22 protein-coding genes, 1 tRNA gene and 1 other RNA gene are annotated in these 21505 nt (G+C 60.2%); 18 read left to right on the top strand and 6 right to left on the bottom strand.

The genetic code is table 11. The features are described 5' to 3' along the window. Nucleotides 1-9 precede the first annotated feature (9 nt). Together BN1130_RS18100 and BN1130_RS18095 are read left to right on the top strand one after the other, a co-directional pair. Nucleotides 10-522 carry a hypothetical protein gene (locus BN1130_RS18100; RefSeq protein WP_042043716.1) on the top strand — a complete coding sequence of 171 codons (513 nt, stop codon included), beginning with the start codon at nt 10-12 and terminating at the stop codon, nt 520-522. A 498-nt stretch (nt 523-1020) separates the two neighbouring features. Next, entirely contained in the window at nt 1021-2142 is a 1122-nt protein-coding gene (locus BN1130_RS18095; protein ID WP_042043714.1) for an alkene reductase, read from the top strand. A 67-nt stretch (nt 2143-2209) separates the two neighbouring features. Here the strand turns inward: BN1130_RS18095 and BN1130_RS18090 are convergent, their stop codons facing one another. Continuing rightward, nucleotides 2210-3229 carry an adenosine deaminase gene (locus BN1130_RS18090; protein WP_042043713.1) on the bottom strand — a complete coding sequence of 340 codons (1020 nt, stop codon included), beginning with the start codon at nt 3227-3229 and terminating at the stop codon, nt 2210-2212. Nucleotides 3230-3443: 214 nt separating this feature from the next. Between BN1130_RS18090 and BN1130_RS18085 the strand changes: the two genes are divergently transcribed. From BN1130_RS18085 to asnB, 4 genes are all read left to right on the top strand, one after another. Then, complete coding sequence (locus tag BN1130_RS18085; protein WP_042043712.1) at nt 3444-4193, top strand: HAD-IIA family hydrolase; 750 nt, start codon at nt 3444-3446, stop codon at nt 4191-4193. A 60-nt stretch (nt 4194-4253) separates the two neighbouring features. Further along, entirely contained in the window at nt 4254-5858 is a 1605-nt protein-coding gene (locus tag BN1130_RS18080; protein ID WP_042043711.1) for a cation:proton antiporter domain-containing protein, read from the top strand. 228 nt (nt 5859-6086) lie between these two features. Further along, nucleotides 6087-6467, top strand: a complete 381-nt coding sequence (locus BN1130_RS18075; protein WP_042043710.1) for a cupin domain-containing protein — start codon at nt 6087-6089, stop codon at nt 6465-6467. A gap of 238 nt (nt 6468-6705) precedes the next feature. Then, entirely contained in the window at nt 6706-8370 is a 1665-nt protein-coding gene (asnB, locus tag BN1130_RS18070; RefSeq protein WP_042043709.1) for an asparagine synthase B, read from the top strand. A gap of 93 nt (nt 8371-8463) precedes the next feature. Here asnB and ltaE read toward each other — a convergent pair whose 3' ends face one another. The 3 genes from ltaE to BN1130_RS18055 all read right to left on the bottom strand — a co-directional run bounded on the left by ltaE (nt 8464) and on the right by BN1130_RS18055 (nt 10891). Further along, nucleotides 8464-9483: a low-specificity L-threonine aldolase gene (ltaE, locus tag BN1130_RS18065; RefSeq protein ID WP_042043708.1), complete on the bottom strand. Its 1020-nt coding sequence runs from the start codon at nt 9481-9483 to the stop codon at nt 8464-8466. Nucleotides 9484-9721: 238 nt separating this feature from the next. Continuing rightward, nucleotides 9722-10417, bottom strand: a complete 696-nt coding sequence (locus BN1130_RS18060; protein ID WP_042043706.1) for an SDR family oxidoreductase — start codon at nt 10415-10417, stop codon at nt 9722-9724. 66 nt (nt 10418-10483) lie between these two features. Continuing rightward, nucleotides 10484-10891: a helix-turn-helix domain-containing protein gene (locus tag BN1130_RS18055; protein WP_042043705.1), complete on the bottom strand. Its 408-nt coding sequence runs from the start codon at nt 10889-10891 to the stop codon at nt 10484-10486. Between the two features lie 106 nt (nt 10892-10997). Here BN1130_RS18055 and BN1130_RS18050 point away from each other — a divergent pair, with 106 nt between their 5' ends. Then, on the top strand, nt 10998-11897 hold the full coding sequence (locus BN1130_RS18050) for an aldo/keto reductase (protein ID WP_042043704.1): 900 nt from the start codon (nt 10998-11000) through the stop codon (nt 11895-11897). Nucleotides 11898-11975: 78 nt separating this feature from the next. On the opposite strand, the gene rbp is transcribed toward BN1130_RS18050, so the two are convergent. Together rbp and BN1130_RS18040 are read right to left on the bottom strand one after the other, a co-directional pair. Then, nucleotides 11976-12254, bottom strand: coding sequence for an RNA-binding regulator (gene rbp / locus BN1130_RS18045; RefSeq protein WP_083940371.1), 279 nt, complete (start codon nt 12252-12254; stop codon nt 11976-11978). 206 nt (nt 12255-12460) lie between these two features. Then, complete coding sequence (locus BN1130_RS18040; protein ID WP_042043703.1) at nt 12461-13012, bottom strand: hypothetical protein; 552 nt, start codon at nt 13010-13012, stop codon at nt 12461-12463. A gap of 160 nt (nt 13013-13172) precedes the next feature. Between BN1130_RS18040 and mepA the strand changes: the two genes are divergently transcribed. From mepA to nuoC, 11 genes are all read left to right on the top strand, one after another. Further along, entirely contained in the window at nt 13173-13919 is a 747-nt protein-coding gene (gene mepA, locus BN1130_RS18035; RefSeq protein ID WP_042043701.1) for a penicillin-insensitive murein endopeptidase, read from the top strand. Between the two features lie 55 nt (nt 13920-13974). Next, nucleotides 13975-14565, top strand: coding sequence for a LemA family protein (locus BN1130_RS18030; RefSeq protein ID WP_042043700.1), 591 nt, complete (start codon nt 13975-13977; stop codon nt 14563-14565). Then, nucleotides 14562-15293 (top strand): TPM domain-containing protein, encoded by a 732-nt coding sequence (locus BN1130_RS18025; RefSeq protein WP_042043697.1) that lies wholly within the window; start codon nt 14562-14564, stop codon nt 15291-15293. The genes BN1130_RS18030 and BN1130_RS18025 overlap by 4 nt, the downstream gene beginning before the upstream one ends. 24 nt (nt 15294-15317) lie before the next feature. Then, on the top strand, nt 15318-15935 hold the full coding sequence (locus BN1130_RS18020) for a TPM domain-containing protein (RefSeq protein WP_042043696.1): 618 nt from the start codon (nt 15318-15320) through the stop codon (nt 15933-15935). Between the two features lie 177 nt (nt 15936-16112). Further along, nucleotides 16113-16200: transfer RNA gene (locus tag BN1130_RS18015), tRNA-Ser, on the top strand. Nucleotides 16201-16254: 54 nt separating this feature from the next. Further along, a non-coding RNA gene (locus tag BN1130_RS21860) (RtT sRNA) lies at nt 16255-16383 on the top strand. A gap of 320 nt (nt 16384-16703) precedes the next feature. Then, nucleotides 16704-17462, top strand: a complete 759-nt coding sequence (locus tag BN1130_RS18010; RefSeq protein WP_042043695.1) for a flagellar motor protein — start codon at nt 16704-16706, stop codon at nt 17460-17462. After that, complete coding sequence (locus BN1130_RS18005; RefSeq protein WP_157014085.1) at nt 17440-18315, top strand: MotB family protein; 876 nt, start codon at nt 17440-17442, stop codon at nt 18313-18315. The genes BN1130_RS18010 and BN1130_RS18005 overlap by 23 nt, the downstream gene beginning before the upstream one ends. Before the next feature lie 255 nt (nt 18316-18570). Then, nucleotides 18571-18975, top strand: coding sequence for an NADH-quinone oxidoreductase subunit A (locus tag BN1130_RS18000; RefSeq protein WP_042043692.1), 405 nt, complete (start codon nt 18571-18573; stop codon nt 18973-18975). A gap of 29 nt (nt 18976-19004) precedes the next feature. Further along, nucleotides 19005-19679 carry a NuoB/complex I 20 kDa subunit family protein gene (locus BN1130_RS17995; protein ID WP_042043690.1) on the top strand — a complete coding sequence of 225 codons (675 nt, stop codon included), beginning with the start codon at nt 19005-19007 and terminating at the stop codon, nt 19677-19679. A 2-nt stretch (nt 19680-19681) separates the two neighbouring features. Then, nucleotides 19682-21487 carry an NADH-quinone oxidoreductase subunit C/D gene (gene nuoC / locus BN1130_RS17990; protein ID WP_042043688.1) on the top strand — a complete coding sequence of 602 codons (1806 nt, stop codon included), beginning with the start codon at nt 19682-19684 and terminating at the stop codon, nt 21485-21487. The last annotated feature ends 18 nt before the right edge of the window (nt 21488-21505 follow it).

Here is a 21505-nt window from a genome sequence, read left to right as displayed (position 1 = left end):
GTAAGTCCCATGAAAAAGGTGTTGATCACAGTATTCGCATTGACCATGGCGGGCACCGCCAGTGCTGCCCTTCCCCAACTTAATTACGAGTGCCCGGGTCAGATCCAGATGCACAGCGATGAGGGTGGCCCCGTCTATATCAATGGCAAGGAGGCCAAGCTCAAAAAGTTCAGCGACGACTTCTATGAGGCCAAGAGCGCGGGGGTCACCCTCTCCATCAGCAACACCGGGGGCCAGTACGATGTCTCCTATACCAGCAAGCAGGGCTCTGGCGTCTGCCAGCCGACTGCAGCTGCTGGGCAAGCTGCCCCAGCCAATAAAGCCAGCGCCGCCGAGACCGCCTGTCTGAAGGCCGTAGCAAGCAAGACTGGGACAGCCGTCAGCAAGCTCAATGTGCTCGAGGTACTGGACTCCGAAGCAGGAGTGGGTGTCACCATTGAGGTTCCAGGTAGCCAGGCGCCCTGGTCCTGCCTGAGCGACAAGCAGGGTCATGTGCAGGGCGCCGCCTCGACCGGGTCCTGAGTCAGCCACGGTGCCCGAGTGTGAGGCGGACACCCAGCATCGGGCTGGTTGGCTCACAACATGGGAGGCATTGCCTCCCTTTTTCATTCCTCACTGTCATCCTCGTTGAGAGAGACGGAATATAATGACACCGGGAAACATACTCCTGCATGATTAAAAATATCCTTTCATGGGTTTAATTGATGCAGATCAACACTGCCTGTATCAGTGAGTGTATTCCAACGCTGAATGCAATACCCGGCGTCAATATAGTGTTCAATGTGAATGGGTACCGGTTGTTACATTGCGCTCTGCCCATATAAATAGTTAATAAATACTCCACGCTTATTCATACCAGGCGATGATGAAGCGCTCGCGCTCTGGGATAATGCGCTATCACGGCTCCCATTCTCGCCCCCAATTATTGTCATAAACGCAGCACTCTTTTGAAAATATGCGGGTTTATCTCAATGATATGCCGCGCTAGAGTGGCCCCATTCACCCGATGAGGACACCCGAATGAGCCACGATCCCCTGTTTTGTCCGCTGCGCCTCGGCCAGTTGCACCTGAACAACCGTATCGTCATGCCCCCCATGACCCGCTCCCGCGCCAGCCAACCGGGAGATGTGGCCAACGCCATGATGGCGACCTATTACGCCCAGCGTGCCGAGGCGGGTCTCATCATCAGCGAGGGCACCCAGATAGATCCCCTTGGCAAAGGCTACGCCTGGACTCCTGGCATCTATAGCCCAGAGCAAGTTGCTGGCTGGAGACAGGTCACCGACGCCGTACATGGCAAGGGAGGGGTCATGTTCGCCCAGCTCTGGCACGTGGGTCGGGTGACTCATCCGGATAATATTGGCGGCGCCCAGCCCATCTCGGCTTCCGCCATCCCCGCGGCCGGGGTCAAGGTGTTTGTCGACAACGGCAGCGATGCCCCCGGCTTTGTCGAGAGTGCCCTGCCCCGCGCCATGACTCAGGATGACATAGATGCCGTGGTCGGCCAGTTCCGCCAGGGTGCTCGCAATGCCATGCTGGCTGGCTTTGACGGCATAGAGTTGCACGCCGCCAACGGCTATCTCATCAACCAGTTCCTCGACTCCGAGTCCAATGACCGCACCGACGGTTACGGCGGCTCCCTTGAGAACCGTCTGCGTTTCCTCAAGGAGGTAACCGAGGCAGTCTGTGCCGAGATAGGTGCCGATCGGGTTGGGGTGCGGCTCGCCCCGCTCACCACCCTCAACGGCACCGTCGATGCGGATCCTCAGACGACCTATCTTGCCGCCGCGACCCTGCTGGGGGAGCTGAATGTCAGCTATCTGCACATCGCCGAAGCTGACTGGGAAGACGCTCCCCTGATGCCCGTCGATTTCAAACAGGGACTCAGGGCCGCCTTCCCCAACACCCTCATCTATGCGGGCAAGTACGATGGTGCACGGGCACGGGCCGCCATCCATGAGGGCTGGGCCGATATGATAGGCTTCGGGCGACCCTTCGTGGCCAATCCGGACTTGCCGACCCGGCTGCGCCACGGTTATCCCTGGACGCCCCACGATCCCGCCACCCTGTTTGGTGGCGCCGAGCAGGGCCTCACCGACTATCCCGTCTACGGCTCGCAGGCTGAGCCGCAGCCCGCATAACATACTTAAATAGCAGAGGGCCCCGCGGGGCCCTCTTCGTTATGCCATTTTCCCCCTCACCCGGGCCTCAGCTCAGACTGACCCCCTGGCAAGCGGCATAACCGAGGATGCTGCGAGTCAGCCGCGCCTTGGCTGCCAGATTGAGCCAGCTCGCCTCCACCGCGTTCAGACTGAGACGACACAGCTGCTCGCGGCTGGCACCAAGCCCCTCGACCAGGGCGCGCATGTTGGCGTCCATATAGCCCCCGAAGTAGGCGGGATCGTCCGAGTTGATGGTGACGCAGAGCCCCTGCTCGAGCAGGGTCAACACATTGTGGTTCGCCATGGAGGGGAAGACCCCGAGCCGCACATTGGAGAGTGGGCAAACCGTGAGGGGCAACCGGGTGTCGGCCAGAAAGCGCAACAAGTCGGGATCGTCGGCGCAGCGTACCCCGTGGTCGATGCGCCGTACCCCGAGCTGACGGATGGCCTGCCAGATGTAGTCTGCCGGCCCCTCCTCCCCGGCGTGGGCCACCAGCCCCAGTCCCAGCGCCTTGGCACGGGCAAACAGGCGGGTGAACTGCTCAGGCGGATACCCCAGCTCGGACGAATCGAGCCCGATCCCATGGATCCTGTCCAGCCAGGGGTCGGCCTCGGCCAGAGCCGTCAAGGCCGCCTCCTCCCCGAGGTGGCGCAGAAAACTCATGATAAGCCGGTAACTGATGCCCAGTTCGCCCTCACCACGCAACAACGCCGCCTCTATCCCCGCCAGCACCGTCTCGAATGGTACACCCCTGCTGGTGTGCGCCTGAGGATCGAAGAACACCTCGACATACACCACCTGCTCACTCGCACAACGCTGCAGATAGGCCCAGGTGAGATCGAAGAAATCCTGCTCCTGGCGCAACACATCGCAGCCCTGATAGTAGAGGTCGAGGAAAGATTGCAAGCTGTCGAACTGATAGGCAGCCTTCAGAGTGGCCGCCTCGGTCCAGGGCAGGGTCAAGCCGTTGCGCGCCGCCAGACGCAGCATCAGGGCGGGCTCCAGGGTGCCTTCCAGGTGCAGATGCAGTTCCAGCTTGGGCAAGCCCGTGATGAAGTCATCCATGATGTTACGTCCTTGAGTAAAGTAGTGGCTGGTCAGGTTTCATTAGGTGCCATGGCTGCCCGGCCAGCGACACAGACAACAGCGGAGGCAGCTTGGCGCAATTGCTGTCACACCTTGTCATCAAAGGGGCATATAATGGCGGCACAAAAAAGATAACCGATTGAAGACATTTAAGAATGTCTGTGCCTCATCTCTGCCCCTGCAAGGAGTTTACATGAAGAAAAACGTCATCTGTGATATCGACGGTGTCATATTGCACAACAACGATCTCATCCCGGGGGCCGATCACTTCGTCCATCGCCTGCTGGAGCAGGGCAGCAAACTCCTGTTCCTCACCAACTATCCGGCCCAGACCCAGAAAGATCTGCAGAATCGCTTCCGCTCCGCCGGCATCGACGTGCCCGAAGAGAGCTTCTATACCTCCGCCATGGGCACCGCCGATTTCCTCAAGCGCCAGGATGGCAAGAAGGCCTATGTGATAGGCGAAGGGGCCCTGACTCACGAACTTTACAAGGCGGGCTTCACCATCACCGACATCGACCCCGACTTCGTGGTGGTGGGCGAAACCCGCAACTACAACTGGTCCATGATGCAACTGGGCGCCAAGTTCGTGGCGCAAGGTGCCCGCTTCATCGCCACCAACCCTGACACCCATGGCCCCATGATGCATCCAGCCTGCGGCGCCCTCTGTGCTCCCATAGAGCGCATGACCGGCAAGAAGCCGTTTTACGTGGGCAAGCCGAGCGCCTGGATCATCCGCGCGGCACTCAACCGGATGGAAGCCCATTCGGATAACACCATCATCATCGGCGACAACCTGCGTACCGATATCCTGGCCGGCTTCCAGGCGGGACTGGAAACCGTGCTGGTCCTGTCCGGGGTGAGCAAGGTGGCCGACATCGATCAGATGCCGTTTAGCCCCAACCACATTTTCAACTCCGTGGTCGATATCGACATCATCTGAGGTAGTTGGCGGCGGCCCAGCGTACAGAGTCAAGGGCGCCGCCCGGAAAATGGTAATTGTATGGAACCTGTACTGATCGCCGTGGCCTTCGCCTGCGGCATGCTGGTCAACCTGATAGGCCTGCCTCCCCTGCTCGGCTTTCTCGCCGCCGGCTTTATCCTCAACGGCATGGGCTATGAAAACAGCCCGGCCCTGAGTGAGCTGGCGGATCTCGGGGTCACGCTGCTGTTGTTCACCATAGGGCTCAAGCTGAATGTGCGCACCCTGCTGCGCCGCGATGTCTGGGGTACCGCCAGCCTGCACATACTGCTCTCCACCTTGCTGTTCACCCTGGTACTCCTGGTGTGCAAGGGGCTGGGCATGGCCCTGGCCATGTCTCTTGGCTGGCAGCTCGCCGTGTTGCTGGGCTTTGCCCTGTCATTCTCCAGCACGGTGTTCGCGGTCAAGGTGCTCGAGGAGCGCAGCGACATGAATGCCCTCTATGCACGCCTCGCCATCGGCGTGCTGGTGATGCAGGACATTTTCGCCGTCGCCTTTCTCGCCATCTCCAGTGGCAAGCTGCCGAGCATCTGGGCGCTCTGGGTGCTGGGGCTGCCTCTGCTGCGCCCCCTGCTTTGCAAATTGCTGGAGCGGGCAGGTCATGGAGAGTTACAGGTGCTGCTTGGCATCTTCCTGGCCCTGGTAGTGGGCGCCGCCGGTTTCGAGGCGGTTGGACTCAAGCCAGACCTGGGGGCGCTGATCATCGGCATGATGCTGGCCTCCCACCCGGCCGCAGCGGGCCTTGCCAAGGCGCTGTTCAATTTAAAAGATCTCTTCCTCATCTGCTTCTTCCTGACCATTGGCCTCAACGGTCTGCCGACCCAGGACGCCATGTGGATAGCCTTTGCCCTGGTACTGGCCCTGCCATTCAAGAGCGCGCTCTACTATCTGGTCTACAGCGGCGCCCACCTGAGGGTGCGTACCGTGCTGCTCTCTACCCTGGCGCTGACCAACTTCTCCGAATTCGGCCTCATCGTGGCCGCCATCGCCGCCAAGGCGGGCTGGCTCTCCCATGAGTGGCTGATTGCTCTGTCGCTGGCACTGGCGGCCAGCTTCATGATCTCGGCCCCCCTCAACAGCCAGAGTGAACGCATCTATCACAGACTCGGCAACTGGCTGCGCGGCTTGCAGGCCCGGGAACTGCATCCGGAAGACAGACCCATTGAACTCGGCGATGCCGAGGTGATCATCCTCGGCATGGGTCGCATCGGCCAGGGCGCCTACTTCGAGCTGGAACACAAATATGGCCCCGTCATCCTGGGGGTGGAGAATGACGCCAGCAAGCTGCCGGCCCTGCGCGAGCGCAACATGAACGTCATCGAGGGCGATGCGACCGATACCGACTTCTGGGACAAGGTGCTCATCTCCAACCAGATCAATCTGGTGCTGCTGGCCATGCCCCACCATTCGGGCAACCTCTATGCCATCGAGAAGCTGCGCAGCCATGGCTTCACCGGCCAGATAGCCGCCATCGTCCGCTTCGAGGACGATATCGAATCCTTGCGCGAACAGGGGGTGGATGCGGTGTTCAACGTCTATGACGAGGCTGGCAGCGGCTTCGCCCGCCATGTCATCAAGGGGGTAAAAGGGCCTGAGGAGCTTGGCAAGGCGCGCTCAATCGTTTAGTTTATCTTTCCAACCGTTAAATAAAACAAACAAGGGGCCAGGATGGCCCCTGCTAGCCACCGCCATAGACCCGAGTCACTGCCAAGGAGGCACAATGCTGACCCTCGCTCTATCCAGACACTCTGCCAATAGCTGTGCCATTCAGCCCCTCGATCAACCTGAACAGGTTGCCAATGCGTGTGCCATGCAAGCCCGCACTCAGCCTCAATCCCCTGCCAAGGGGGTTTCATGCTGACCCTGAAAGATTGGACCCTGCTCGACCGCCAGAGCGTCACCCCCTCCTCCCTTGTCCCCTCAAGGGACAAAATCAAAGCCGGTCACCCTGAGCAGACACTCTGGAACCACTACTCGGATCCGAGCCAGCAGTTTCACGTCGGCTTCTGGTCCTGTGAGCCGGGCCGCTGGGCCATTCACTATACCGAGCATGAGTATTGTCAGCTGATCGAAGGGGAGGTGTGCATCCACGACACCCTGGGCGGCCAACTGCGCCTCTCCCCGGGGGATCAGTTCGTCATTCCGGCTGGCTTCGTCGGAGAGTGGGAGACCCTGACCCCTTGCCGCAAGCTCTATGTGATCTTCGAACAAACGGGTGGGTCAGCCTCCCAATAAACGAGCGGTGAAATGGCGTCAGGGACAGCGAAATCCAGCAGGGTGACGTATACGTCAACCAACTTGACGCCAAGGTCAGGTTCGCGGCTCATGGAGAAAGCGGCCAGAGCCCTGATTTTGTGCGGTGTTGCCGCTTGCAAAAGGTTTTGGCGCTAGGCATTGTGAAAGACGAGGAATGTAAATGGAATTTCGAGCCCAAACGTGGGGGGCTCAATAAAATTAAAGAGGATTTACATCAATGTGTTCAATATTCGGCATTCTGGACATCAAGTCTGACGCAGCCAGCTTGCGTAAATCGGCGCTTGAAATGTCCAAGCGACTACGTCATCGCGGACCCGACTGGTCCGGCGTCTACAGCTCAGACAAAGCCATTCTGGTCCACGAGCGGCTGGCCATCGTCGATCCGGGCAATGGCGCCCAACCCCTCTACAACCCGGCGCGCAGCCACGTGCTGGCCGTCAACGGCGAGATCTACAACCACAAGGAGCTGGAGAAAGAGCTCAAGGTGGACTTCCAGTTCCAGACCAAGTCTGACTGTGAGGTATTGCTCGCGCTCTACCAGGAGAAGGGCCCCGCCTTCCTGGATGATCTCAACGGCATCTTCGCCTTCATCCTCTATGACGCCGAGCAGGATGCCTACCTGATTGGTCGCGACCACATGGGGATCATCCCCCTCTATACCGGCCGCGATGAACATGGCAACTTCTATGTCGCCTCCGAGATGAAGGCCCTGGTTCCCGTGTGCAAGAGCGTGGAAGAGTTCCCGCCCGGACACTATCTGTGGAGCAAGGATGGCGAGCTGACCCAATACTATCAGCGCGACTGGCGCGAGTTTGACGTCGTCAAGGACAATCCTGCCTCGGTAGAGGAGCTGCGTGCCGCCCTGGAAGCGGCCGTCAAGCGCCAGCTGATGTGTGACGTCCCCTACGGCGTACTGCTCTCCGGCGGGTTGGACTCCTCGGTCATCTCGGCCATCACCAAAATTTATGCCGCCCGTCGCATCGAAGACGATGGCAAGAGCGAGGCCTGGTGGCCCCAGTTGCACTCCTTCGCCGTCGGCCTGGAAGGCTCGCCAGACCTGGCCGCCGCCCAGAAGGTGGCCGATCATCTGGGCACCATTCATCACCAGATCCACTTCACGGTGCAAGAGGGACTCGATGCCCTGCGGGACGTCATCTATCACCTCGAGACCTATGATGTCACCACCATTCGTGCCTCGACCCCCATGTATCTGATGGCACGTTACATCAAGGCGATGGGCATCAAGATGGTGCTGTCGGGAGAGGGATCGGACGAACTGTTCGGCGGTTACCTCTATTTCCACAAGGCGCCAAACGCCAAAGAGTTCCACGAAGAGACGGTGCGCAAGCTCGATGCCCTGCATCTCTACGATTGCCTGCGCGCCAACAAGTCCATGGCAGCCTGGGGCGTGGAAGGCCGCGTGCCCTTCCTCGACAAGGAGTTCATGGACGTGGCGATGCGCATCAATCCTGCCGCCAAGATGTGTGGCAACGGCAAGATCGAGAAACACATCTTGCGCCAGGCCTTCGAGGAGCTGTTGCCCCACGAAGTGGCATGGCGCCAGAAGGAGCAGTTCTCAGACGGTGTAGGTTACTCCTGGATAGACAGCCTCAAGGCCATGGTCGAGATCGAGGTGACGGATCAGATGTTCGAGGCGGCGGCGTATCGCTTCCCCATCAACACCCCGCTCACCAAGGAGGCCTACTACTACCGCAGCATCTTCGAGGAGCACTTCCCCCTCGAATCTGCCGCGCGCTGTGTGCCCTACGGCAAGTCCGTCGCCTGCTCCACCCCCACGGCGCTTGAGTGGGATGCCAAGTTCAAGGAGATGGCCGACCCGTCCGGGCGCGCCGTGCTGGATGTGCATCAACAGGCTTACTAAGCCGGTGCCTATACGTTCCGATAACGAAAAAGCGCAGCCAAGGCTGCGCTTTTTTATGGCTCCCGTTTGATGAAGCGGGAGCCCTGACCCAGCCTAGCGCCCCTGACAATACTCGCTGAAGGCGTCGATCACCTCGGCCACATCATCGTCGGTTATCTGCAAATGGGTCACCAGCCGCATCTCGCCATAGCCGGAGAAGAGGATGCCGCGCTCCTTCATGAAGGCCAGCAGCGCGCTGCTGTCTCCCTGGGTCAGCTGCAAGAACAGCATATTGGTCTGCACCTGGCTCACATCCAGCTTGATGCCGGGCAACCCGGCCAGCCCCTCGGCCAAACGGCGAGCACGGCGATGATCGTCTGCGAGACGCGCGCACTGGTGCTCCAGGGCAAACTGGCCGGCGGCGGCGAGGAAACCTGCCTGACGCATGCCACCCCCCACCATCTTGCGCAGCCGTCTGGCGCGCTGGATCAAGGCGCCATCCCCTACCAGTACCGATCCCACCGGTGCCCCCAACCCTTTGGACAGGCAGAGCGAGACGCTATCAAAGGGGGCGGCAATCTCAGCAAGGGAGACCCCGCTTGCCACGGCGGCGTTGGCAACACGGGCACCATCCAGATGCAGCTTGAGACCATGTTCATCGGCAAAATCACGGGCCTGATGCAGGTAATTCAGGGGCAGCACCTTGCCATTGTGGGTATTTTCGAGGCAGAGCAGCCGCGCCTGGGCGAAATGGGGGTCATCGGGCTTGATGGCCTGTTTGAGATCGCTGAACGCCAGGGTGCCGTCTGCCTGCATGGGCACGGGATTGAGCGCCACCGACCCCAGCACGGCACTGCCCATGGCCTCATAGCGATAGATGTGAGCGCCATTGCCAAGCAAGGCCTCTTCGCCCCGTTGGCAGTGAGACAACACCCCGAGCAGGTTGGACATGGTGCCCGAGGGGACAAAGAGCGCGGCCTCCTTACCCAGACGGGTGGCGGCATAAGCCTCCAGGGCATTGACGGCGGGATCCTCGCCATAGACATCATCGCCCACCTGGGCGTGCAGCATGACTTGACGCATGGCGTCTGTCGGTTGGGTTACCGTATCACTTCGTAGATCGATGTAGCGCATCCTGTCCCTCCAATGGCAAGAGCCTGACGTTAAGCCAGCTGAGCCCTGTTTGGCAAGGAGGATGGCCTATGAAAGCCCTACTACCAGGGCAGGTGATACCCTGCCAGCACCTGCCTGTCGCCCCGATGAACCGTTTTCACTCTGCAGATGGAAACCGAACTACCAGGGCAGGTGATTCCCGACCAGCACCGGCCTGTCGCCCCGATGAACCGCATTCACTCTGCAGATGGAAACCCTATTACCAGGGCAGGTGATGACCGGCCAGATCCTGAAGCTGGCCCGAGTGCGCCGGCCCCAGTGTGCGAATGGCATCGAGCAGCAGTGGCGCAACCTCGGCGGGGGGACGCACCGTCTCGGCAGGCGGCATGGTCAACAGAGGATCGCGCAGGGGGGTATGCATGGGGCCTGGGTGCAGCGCCACCACCGCCGCCCGGGGGAAGCGCTCGCGCCACTCAAGCGCTAGCGTCTTGACCCCCATGTTGAGGGCCGCCTTGCTCATCCGATAGCTGTAGTGTTCCCCTTGCTGGTTGGCGGTCAGGCTGCCTTCGAGATCCGAGAGGGTGATGAGCAGGCAATCGCTCTCTGCCGTCATGCGCTGGCTCAGATAAGCGCCCAGCGCCAGGGTTGGCCAGGCATTGGTGCGCACACTCTCGCACAACCAGTGAGGATCGACCTCCTCTACCCGGCGCTCCGGCATGAAGTGCAGATCATGGAGCACTCCTATGGTGTTGATGATGACATTCGGCAACCTCTCAAAGAGGGTGAACAGAGCCTCGAACGCCAGGGGATCCACATCCAGCATGGGAAAGGTGGCGCCAGCCTCTATGCCAGGCGGCACATGACGCCCCGCCAGGACGAAGGGTTCATTGCGCCGCGTCAATTCAAGGGCCAGGGCCGTCCCCAGGCCACCACTTCCCAAGATAAGGTATTCCATTACCCACCCCATGCTCGTCGATTTCCCTTGGCTTTCAAGGGTAACAGATATCCCTGAACACGCCGTTCACGCCTCGTCCAGGTGCTTGCCGAATTGGCGGGCCATGGCGAGATCGAGAAAGCCATCGGCCCGCTTGTGGCTGCGCAGGAACTGGTAATAGGCGAGCAACCGGACCAGGGCCTCCTCATCCGGCAGGGCCATGGTCGCATCCTGCTCGCAGATCAGGGTCCGTGCACCCTGCAGCGCAAGCCTGTCGACCACTTCGGCCTGGCGATAGAGGTAACCGCAGCCGGTGGCCAGCCACTCCAGAGAGCAGTTGGCGGCCATGGCAATCTGGTTTGCCTTGGCAAAGCCGGGCTCGGCCCCCTTGAGATACTTGCGAATGAGCGCCTCGCCCAAGCCCACCTTGCGGGCGAAGGCGCTCACGCTCATCTCCCCCATCAACTCCCGCAATCGCGCAGCAAAGCCTTCCATATCTCTCCCAGTCAGAACCAAAGTACGAATGACGACGGGCGCTATTATTGCCTTGCCCGGGCGCAAGGGCCAAGATAAGCCCAGCATTTATCCCAAGGAGAAGACAATGACAGTATCCCGCCTGACCCTGCACCCCCAGGGGCCCGAATTCTCTCGCATCATCATGGGTTACTGGCGCCTGATGGAGTGGCAACTCACTCCGGCCGCCCTGCTGGATCTCATCAAGTACCACCTGGATCTCGGGGTCACCACCATAGATCACGCCGATATTTATGGCGGCTATCAGTGTGAAGAGGCCTTCGGCAAGGCGCTGCGCCTCGATCCCTCCCTGCGCACGCGCATGGAGCTGGTCAGCAAGTGCGGCATCGCCCTCACCGCCAAGCCTGAACACGCCCTCAACCATTACAACACCAGCAAGGCGTATATCATCGCCAGCGCCGAAGCCTCCTTGCAGAAGCTGGCCACCGATCACCTGGACTTGCTGCTGATCCATCGCCCGGATCCCCTGATGGATGCCGACGAAGTGGCCGAGGCCTTTATCGCCCTCAAGCAGGCGGGCAAGATCAAGCACGCTGGCGTCTCCAACTTCACCGCGCGCCAGTTCGAGCTGCTGCAATCGCGTCTGCCCTTCCCCCTGGTCACCAACCAGTTGGAGATCTCCCCCCTCAACATGGATCTCACCCTGGATGGCACTCTGGACTTGTGCCAACAGTTGCACATCAGCCCCATGGCCTGGTCTTGCCTGGGAGGCGGCAGCCTGTTCCACGATGGTCGCTATGAACACCTGCGCCACGAGCTGGAGCGGATCCGCGAAGAGAGCGGTGCCCAGACCATAGAGCAAGTGGTATACGCCTGGGTGATGATGTTGCCAAGCCGGCCGCTGCCCATCATCGGCTCGGGCAAGCGCGAACGGATCGCCAGCGCCGTCGCCTCGGAGGCGGTGCACCTCAGTCGCCAGCAGTGGTTCCGCATTCGCAAGGCGGCCCTGGGCTACGACGTGCCCTGATCCTCATCGACAGGCTACATCAGGCACAAACAAAAACGGCATGGGGAAACCCATGCCGTTTTGCCTTATCGAAGCACCTCAACGATGACGCTGGGGGCGACCACGTGGTGCATCTGTCTTCGGTTTGGCCTGATTGACCGTGATGGTTCGTCCACCTATCTCGGTGCCATGCAAATCGGCGATCGCCTTCTCGGCCTCACCGTTTACCGGCATTTCAATAAAACCGAATCCCTTGGACTGACCGGTATCGCGGTCGATGATGATATCGACCTTCTCTACCTGTCCAAACTGGCTGAATACGGTTGTCAGTTCGTCGGCCGTCATCCGGTACGACAGATTTCCTACGTAAATCTTCATGCCATCCACTCTCGAGTCAGGGTGCCTTCTCTATGCAATCACCGATGCAGCAGCAGGGCACAACCGCTACGCCGGACTGGCCAGGGCATCATGTCCTGGCACTCCCCGCCTGACCACTCAAGCCATTGATCTCTCGAGTAAGTCCGGCGGCAAGTTCAATTCGAGTAACAGGCAGTATCTGAGCTTAACCCCAAATTGTCTAGAAATTAATCAGCCCGATTCGGCACCAGTTTGGCCAATATTCGGCTCAGTGCCGAGTGGCCGTGCCAGGCCCGTTTAAAGCCAAATCGATAGATCCCCGGGCTTATCTCGTGGGCCGTCTCACCAGTCAAACCCAATACCTCGGCGGCCTCATCGAGATCATCCGGGGCCAGAGCCAGGTCCAGGCTGAAGGCGAGCCACTCCCCGTTATGACCGACCCGCCGTTCGCGATCCACCTCAACCAGCGCCCCTCGCGCTATCGCCTTGGCCCTGTCTTGCGAGCCGTTGATGAGGTAGAGATATTCTGCATCCCAAGCAAGTTCCGCCATGCGCCAGGCTTGCCAGTGGCGGGGCACCAGCATCATCAGCAGCACTATGCCGCCAAAGATGACGCCGACCCAGGGCAAAAGACCCATCTGGGGGTAGCCCTGCCAGAGCGCGACCCCGACCGCTCCCAGGCTCAACAGCAGCAGGCTCACCATGGCGGGATAGAAGCGCCCGGCCGGTGGCTGCAACCAGAAAATGCCATCCTTGCCGACCAGCTCACTCGCTTTCATCATCTTGTTCCTCTATTCAGATCCCCTTCGAGGGGCGCATTGTGGCAATAAGGTTGGAGCCGATGCAAGGTCGTGGTCCCCACTGGCCCTGCCCCCCGCTCTATTGCTATGCTGGTGACGCTCAAAGGACACCCCTTTTCCCGTTCTCCGAGAGGGCATCATGCTTATCGCCACCCTGCTCCTGCTGACCAGTACCCTGCAACCCGAAGCCATTGGCGGTTATGCCGGGGGCTGCCTGAAAAACGGCATGGCCCTGCCGCTGACCGGCCCCGGTTATCAGGTGATCCGCACCAAGCGGCTACGCTACTACGGCCACCCCGAGCTGATTCAATACCTAGAGGGACTGGCGAGCCAGACCAAGATGGCCGGTTTGCCGGATCTCTACATCGCCGATCTCGCCATGGCCCGCGGCGGCCCCTTCAGCTCGGGTCACCGCAGCCACCAGACCGGCCTCGATGCCGACATCTGGTTTCGCATGGCGAACAAGCCTATCAGCCGCTGGGAGCAGGATGCCCCCAAGGAGTGGGCGCTGATCGATGAGCCAAGCTACCGAACCCTGCCGGGTCGCTTCGGTCCCCAGCAGATGACCCTGCTGCGCCTCGCCGCCCAATCCCCCGATGTGACCCGCATCTTCATCAACCCCGTGCTCAAGGCCGAGGTGTGCAAACGTGCGCCAAGCGAGCCCTGGGTGCAGAAACTCAGACCCTGGGTCGGCCATTACAGCCACTTCCATGTGCGGTTGCGCTGCCCCATAGGCAGCCCTGACTGCCTGCCCCAGGCCCCCATACCGCCGGGCAATGGCTGTGGCGCCGAACTCAGCTCCTGGATCAAGGACAAACCGCAACTCCCCAAGACCTCGACCATCTACAGCAAGCTGCCGCAACTGCCGGGCCGTTGTGAGGGGTGAGCACAGGCTGTATGGTGTGCGGGTCAATATTGAAAAATCACTGGAGAACAACACGATGGCTACGAGTATCTGGCGCCCCTTCGGTCGGGCCTTCCTGCTGCTGTCCCTGCTGCTGACCCTGACCGGTTGCGGCATGAATACCATCCCGACCCTGGATGAACAGGTCAAGGCGAGCTGGGGTCAAGTGGAGAACCAGTATCAGCGCCGCGCCGATCTGGTGCCGAACCTGGTCGCCACCGTCAAGGGCTATGCCAGCCACGAGCAGGAGACTCTCAAGGCGGTCACCGACGCCCGCGCCCGGGTTGGCAGCCTGCAGGTAAGCGATCCGGCCCAGCTCAAGCAGTTTGAGGCGGCCCAGAACCAGCTCAGCAGTGCCCTGTCACGGCTCATGGTGGTGGTAGAACGCTACCCGGATTTGAAGGCGGATCAACAGTTCCTCACTCTGCAAGCCCAGCTTGAGGGGACGGAAAACCGTATCTCGGTGGCCCGTCGCGACTACATCGAGGCGGTGCGCCAGTTCAACACCGAGCTGCGCACCTTCCCCGGGGTGATCTGGGCCAAACTGCTCTATTCGGATCTCGAACCCAAGCCAAGCTTTAGCGCCAAGCCAGGTGCCGATGAGGCCCCCAAGGTCAGCTTCCAATGAATTCGATGATGCGCTGGCTGCTGCCCTGTCTGCTGTTGTGGACGGCGGCGCTGCAAGCCGCCCCCACCTTCCCGGCCCTCAGCGGCCAGGTGGTCGACGAAGCCCATCTGATGTCGCGCAAACAGGCTCATCAGCTGACCCAGCAACTGGCTGCCTTTGAAAAACGCAGCGGCATCCAGCTGGTGGTGGTGTCAATTGACAGTCTGGACGGCAATACCATCGAAGAGTACGGCTATCAACTGGGGCGCCACTGGGGCATTGGCCAGAAGGAGCACAACAACGGTGTGCTGCTGCTGATCGCCCAGGATGAGCGCAAGGTGCGCATCGAAGTGGGCTATGGGCTGGAGGGCGCCCTGCCCGACGCCATCGCCGCCAACATCATCCAGACCCGGATCCTGCCTGCCTTCAAGCGCGGTGACATGGTGGCCGGCATAGTCGCCGGCAGCCAGGGCATCATGCAGGCCCTGGCCGGTGAATACAAACCGGTGGAGGTGGCCAAGCAGCAGGACAAGCTGGGCGGCCCCTGGCTGTTCATCCTGATGGTGATAGTGATGATCGTGCTGCACAACCTGCGAGGCGGCGGCGGGGGTGGCTCCGGTGGCCGCCGTCGGGGCGCCTATCTGGCCGGTGGCTTCGGCGGTGGTCGCGCCGGCGGTGGTTTTGGTGGTGGCGGCTTCAGCGGCGGTGGCGGCAGTTTTGGGGGCGGTGGTGCCTCCGGTGGCTGGTGATCTGGAATACAAAGAGACAACATAATGATTTCTAAACAGTTTTATCACACCTTACAGGCCAAGGTACGCCAAGCCGAGCAGGCCACTGACGCCGAGCTGGTCACCGTCTTGGCCCCGGCCAGTGACGGCTATCGCTACATTCCGACCCTGTGGGCTGCACTGCTGGCCATGCTTACTCCCTTGCTGGTGTTCCAGCTCGGCTTTTGGCTCGGCTGGTACGAAATACTGCTGACCCAGTGGGCTGTCTGGCTAGTCCTGACCTTGCTGTTTCACTGGACCCCCATCAAGATGCTGCTGATCCCGAAGAAGGTCCGCCAGCACCGGGCAGCCCTGATGGCGCGGTTGCAGTTTATCGAGCAAGGCTTGCATCGCACCCACGATAGGCTGGGGGTGCTGATCTTCGTTTCGGTGGCGGAACACTATGTGGAGATCCTGGTCGATGACGGTGTCGCCAAACACATAGACAATGCCCAATGGCAGCAGATCATCGACGACTTTACCGCCCGCATCCGCAAGGGCGAGGTCGAGCCCGGTTTCATCGAGTGTGTGGCCCGCACCGGTGCCATATTGGCCGATGCCTTCCCGCCCACCAATGACAAGAACGAGCTGCCCGACAGCCTGATCATTTTGGATAAACCCTGATCCGGCTTAAAAAACCGGCATTCTGCGCAAGGGATAGGCATTCGATAAAGATTCTGAAAAATAAGGGGAAAAGTGTTTGACCCCGAGTCAGCTTTCCCCTAAATTACGCCCCGTTCCAACGCAACAGCGCAGCGAACCACGTGGTGATTGAACACGTTAAACAGCAGTCAAAAATTTGGTGAGGTGTCCGAGTGGCTGAAGGAGCACGCCTGGAAAGTGTGTATACGGCAACGTATCGAGGGTTCGAATCCCTCCCTCACCGCCAAATTGAAAAACCGACCTCAGGGTCGGTTTTTTGCATCTGGTGGCACAGCAAAATCTGATGCCCATGGAGGGAGGGTGAGAACCCTCGCCGGGTTCGAGCAGAGCAGCTTGCTGCGATGAACGGCCAACGGCCGCCCCGAAGGGGTGAGCCACGCAGTGGCGAATCATCCCTCCCTCACCGCCAAATTATAAAAAACCGACCTCAGGGTCGGTTTTTTGCTTTGTGGCATTGACGACTCTCGCCCGGCCAGAGGCGATGTCACCGCCTCCCCCTTCGCAGCTACCCGCTCACCCTCTTCTCTCCCGCCATATCACCGTCACCCAGCCAGTTCGGCACAACCCCATCCCCTTAATCCTCATGATGTTGCCGCCAAGGCCGAAACAGGATCTACCGCCAGCCTGGTTTTACCTCTCAATAATGGTTCACAAGTTGGATATCATTTTGAAAAACTGATAGTTAAGTACCTACACTAGCCAGAGTTAACTACACAGGGGTCTGGATACATGAGTCTGATCGGTTTGCTGCTAGCCTTGATTGCCATATTGGGCGGCAACATGCTCGAAGGTGGTCATCCCAGTGCCCTGCTCAATCTGCCCGCCTTCCTCATCGTGATCGGGGGCACTGTCGGCGCGGCCCTGACCCAATTCCCTTTCTCCGTGGTTGGCAGAACCTTCAAGCGCTTCAAATGGCTCATCACCCCCCTTCGCCTCGACATGCAAGAGCAGGCTCAACTGCTGGAAACCCTGGCAGGCAATGCAAGGCGCAGCGGTATGCTGGCGCTGGAAGCCATGATCGACGACATCAAGGATCCCTTCTTGCAAAAGGGGGTGCAGATGATGGTCGACGGCTACGAGAAGACCAAGATCCACGAGGTGCTGGAAAACGAGATCGAATTCGAGCAGGAAGATCTCGAGCAAACCGTCAAGTTTTATGAAGCCATGGGGGGTTACTGTCCCACCATGGGGATCGTCGGTGCCGTGTTTGGCCTGATCCATGCGATGGGTCTGCTGGATGCCCCAGACCAGCTTGGGGGGGCCATCGCGGTGGCCTTCATCGCCACCATCTACGGGGTGGGCGCGGCCAACCTGATCTTTCTGCCATTTGGCAACCGCTACAAAGGATTTGCCCATCAGATCAGGCACTACAAGGAGATGACTCTGACCGGCATCCTCTGCATCCTGGACGGCGAATCACAGCAACGGCTGCAAGTGACTCTGGAACCCTATCTCGGAGGCCATGATGGCCAAAAAGAAAAAGGCTGAATCCCCGGAGAACCATGAGCGCTGGCTGGTCTCCTATGCCGATTTCATGACCCTGCTGTTCGCCCTGTTCGTGGTGCTCTACTCCTTCGCCATGACCAAGCAGTCGGAAACCCGGGTGTTGATCCAGGGTCTCATTGAGTCGCTCGGCAAGATCGGGCTCATCTCTCCTCCCGCGGGCTCGCCGGTGATGCAAGGGGGCACCGGGATCCTCGAGCCCGATCCCAGCATCACGCCGGCTGTCCCCCAAGCAGAGCCGGTACTGAGTACAGAGGCACCCACGGTGGCGACCGATCCCTTCAACGAAACCATTGGCGCCTCGGAGAAAGCCAATGCGGCGGAGTCCTGGCCCCATAAGAGCAAGGAGCAGGAGTGGGCAACCACCACCAAACAGAAACTGGATCAGCAGCTCAAGAGCCAGATTGAATCCAAAGAACTGGAGGTAGAGCAGCTCGGCAGCCAGCTGGTGATCCGTATCGGCGAGAAGAGCCTGTTCCCTGCAAACTCGGCCTTCCTCCAACCCCAATTCATTCCTCTGGTCAACAAGGTCTCCGATACCCTGGCAGATATCCCGGGTATGGTGGTGGTCACCGGTCATACCGATGATTCACTGACGGCGATAGAGCTTTATCGCAACAACTGGGAGTTGTCGGTGCTGCGGGCGGCATCCATAGTCCACACCCTGCTGACCAACCCGAAGATCGATGCCAGACGAGTCATCGCTCAAGGGGTGGCCGACACCCAGCCTCGCTTTGCCAATGACACCCTCGCACACCGGCAGGCCAATCGGCGCGTCGAGATAACCCTCTCACAAGGCAAAGCCGCCGAACGAACCCTCCCCCTCCTCACCCCCTGATAAAAAGATCCCCCCATGGGGGATCTTGGCTTTGCCGCGCCCTATTTCTCCTGCCACCGACAGCACGCCTCCGCGTTTCACGGCGATTAAAAATCATTCTCGAATGAGAAGTTTGACCCCGGTAGCAAAAAGCAATTTCTCCTTGCCCTGATTAATAATTGGCCTGATGAAATGACATATAAATCAGTATGGAAGTGCCATACTGCGTGACAGGATTGTTGTGTCACATGATTAATTTTGTTAGGGAAAACCTATATGTTTGCTGATGTCGCTGTCCAGCATTGGGCCTTTGCTGTCTATGTCATTGGGGCCATCTGCATCTGTCTGACCATGATAGGCGTCGCGGCCTTGCTGGGAGGGCGAGCCTATGGCCGTGCCAAAAACAGACCCTTCGAATCCGGCATCGATTCCGTCGGCAACGCCCGTCTGCGTTTCTCCGCCAAGTTCTACCTGGTCGCCATGTTCTTCGTCATCTTCGACGTCGAGGCGCTCTATCTCTTCGCCTGGTCCGTCTCCGTTCGGGAAAGCGGCTGGGTCGGTTTCATCGAAGCCACCATCTTCATCACCCTGCTGCTGGTAGGCCTCATCTACCTGTGGCGCATCGGTGCCCTCGACTGGGCCCCGAAGAAACGCGTCCTGACTGACAAGAAGCCAGACTGATTTACCGATTATCCCTTTGAGGTTGCACCATGAAGTACACCCTGACCCGGATTGACCCGGATGCGCCCGTTGAGCGCTACCCCCAGGAACAGCGCCAGACCGTCGATGACCCACTGGCGCAGCAGGCGAGCCGCGGCATCATGATCGGGCGCCTCGAAGAGGTGCTGCAAGACACAGTCAACTGGGGCCGCAAGAACTCCCTCTGGCCCTACAACTTCGGTATCTCTTGCTGCTATGTGGAGATGTGTACCGCCTTCACCTCCCCCCATGACGTGGCCCGCTTCGGCGCCGAAGTCATCCGGGCTTCGCCCCGTCAGGCGGATTTCATGGTGATCGCCGGCACCCCCTTCATCAAGATGGCGCCCGTCATCCAGCGCCTCTATGAACAGCTGCTCGAACCCAAGTGGGTCATCTCCATGGGCGCCTGCGCCAACTCGGGCGGCATGTATGACATCTATTCCGTGGTGCAGGGGGTGGACAAGTTCCTGCCGGTCGACGTCTACATTCCGGGCTGCCCGCCCCGTCCCGAAGCCTTCCTGCAGGCCCTGATGCTGTTGCAGGACTCCATCGGCAAGGAGCGCCGCCCCCTCTCCTGGACGGTGGGCGATCAGGGGATCTATCGCCCCCAGATGCAGGCCGAGAAGGATCGCAAGCGGGAAGAGCGCATCCAAGTCACCAACCTGCGCACGCCGGATGAGATCTGACCATGAAACTGACTCGAGAATTCCCAAGCAACTACACCATGGCCCAGGGGCAGACGGCGGATCACGCCGATGCCCAGGTGGTCGGCGAGCTGTTTGCCCATTTCGGCGCCGAGCGCTTCACCGTCCAGACCACCCGCACCGGGGTGCCGGTGCTCTGGCTCTCCCGCGATCTGCTGCTGGACGTGATGGGCTTCTTGCAAAAACTGCCCTCCCCGTTCGTGATGCTGTTTGATCTCAGCGCCACCGACGAGCGAATGCGCAGCCACCGCCACGGCCTGCCGGGCAGCGACTTCACCGTCTTCTACCACCTCATTTCCATCGACCGTAACGCCGATGTGATGCTGAAGGTGCCGCTGATGGAGAGCGATCTGCACCTGCCGACCATCAGCCGTCACTTCCCCAACGCCAACTGGTACGAGCGGGAAGTCTGGGATCTGATGGGCATCACCTTCGACGGTCACCCCCATCTCACCCGCATCATGATGCCCAAGAGCTGGCAGGGACACCCGCTGCGCAAGGACTACCCGGCCCGGGCCACCGAGTTCGATCCCTTCATGCTCGACGCGGTCAAGCAGGATCAGGAACAGGACAACCTGCTGTTCAAGCCCGAAGAGTGGGGCATGAGCCGGGGCAACGAGAACGAAGACTACATGTTCTTGAACCTCGGCCCCAACCACCCCTCCGCCCACGGCGCCTTCCGGCTGGTGCTGCAGCTCGATGGTGAGGAGATCCGCGACTGCGTGCCCGACATCGGCTATCACCACCGTGGTGCCGAGAAGATGGGTGAGCGCCAGTCTTGGCACAGCTACATCCCCTACACCGACCGGGTCGAGTACTTAGGGGGGGTGATGAACAACCTGCCCTATGTGCTGGCGGTCGAGAAGCTGGCGGGGATCACCGTGCCCAACCGGGTCGACATGATCCGGGTGATGATGTCGGAGCTGTTCCGCATCCAGAGCCACCTGCTGTTCCTCGGTACCTATATCCAGGACGTGGGGGCCATGACCCCGGTGTTCTTCACCTTCACCGACAGGCAGAAGATCTACCTCATCATCGAGGCCATCACCGGTGCGCGCATGCACCCTGCCTGGTTCCGCATCGGCGGCGTGGCGCACGATCTGCCGATCGGCTGGGCCCGCCTCATCCAGGACAACCTGCTGAGCTGGCTGCCCAAGCGGCTGATGGAGTATGAGAAGGCCGCCATGCGCAACAGTATCTTGCGCGGTCGCACCATAGGCGTCGCCGCCTACACCACCGCGCAGGCGCTGGCCTGGGGTACCACGGGCGGCGGTCTGCGCGCCACCGGCCTCAACTTCGACGTGCGCAAGTGGCGCCCTTACTCCGGCTACGATCAGTTCGAGTTTGAGGTGCCGGTGGGCAGCAATGGCGATGCTTACGATCGCGCCACCGTGCGCATCGAGGAGATCCGCCAGAGCATGCGCATCATAGAGCAGTGCATGAAAAACATGCCGGAGGGACCCTTCAAGGCGGATCACCCGCTCACCACACCGCCGCCAAAAGAGCGCACCCTGCAGGACATCGAGACCCTGATCACCCACTTCCTGCAAGTGTCCTGGGGGCCCGTGATGCCGGCCGCCGAGTCCTTCCAGATGATAGAGGCGACCAAGGGGATCAACAGCTACTACCTGACCAGCGACGGCTCCACCATGAGCTACCGGACCCGGATCCGCACCCCGAGCTTTGCCCACCTGCAGCAGATCCCCTCGGTGATCCGCGGCCAGATGGTGTCGGATCTCATCGTCTACCTGGGCAGTATCGATTTCGTTATGTCGGATGTGGATCGTTAAGTCCCCGCAGTGACGGGA

This window comes from Aeromonas rivuli (assembly GCF_000820045.1).
GTDB classification, from domain to species: Bacteria; Pseudomonadota; Gammaproteobacteria; order Enterobacterales; family Aeromonadaceae; genus Aeromonas; species Aeromonas rivuli.
This window is presented reverse-complemented; position numbering and strand designations above follow the sequence as displayed.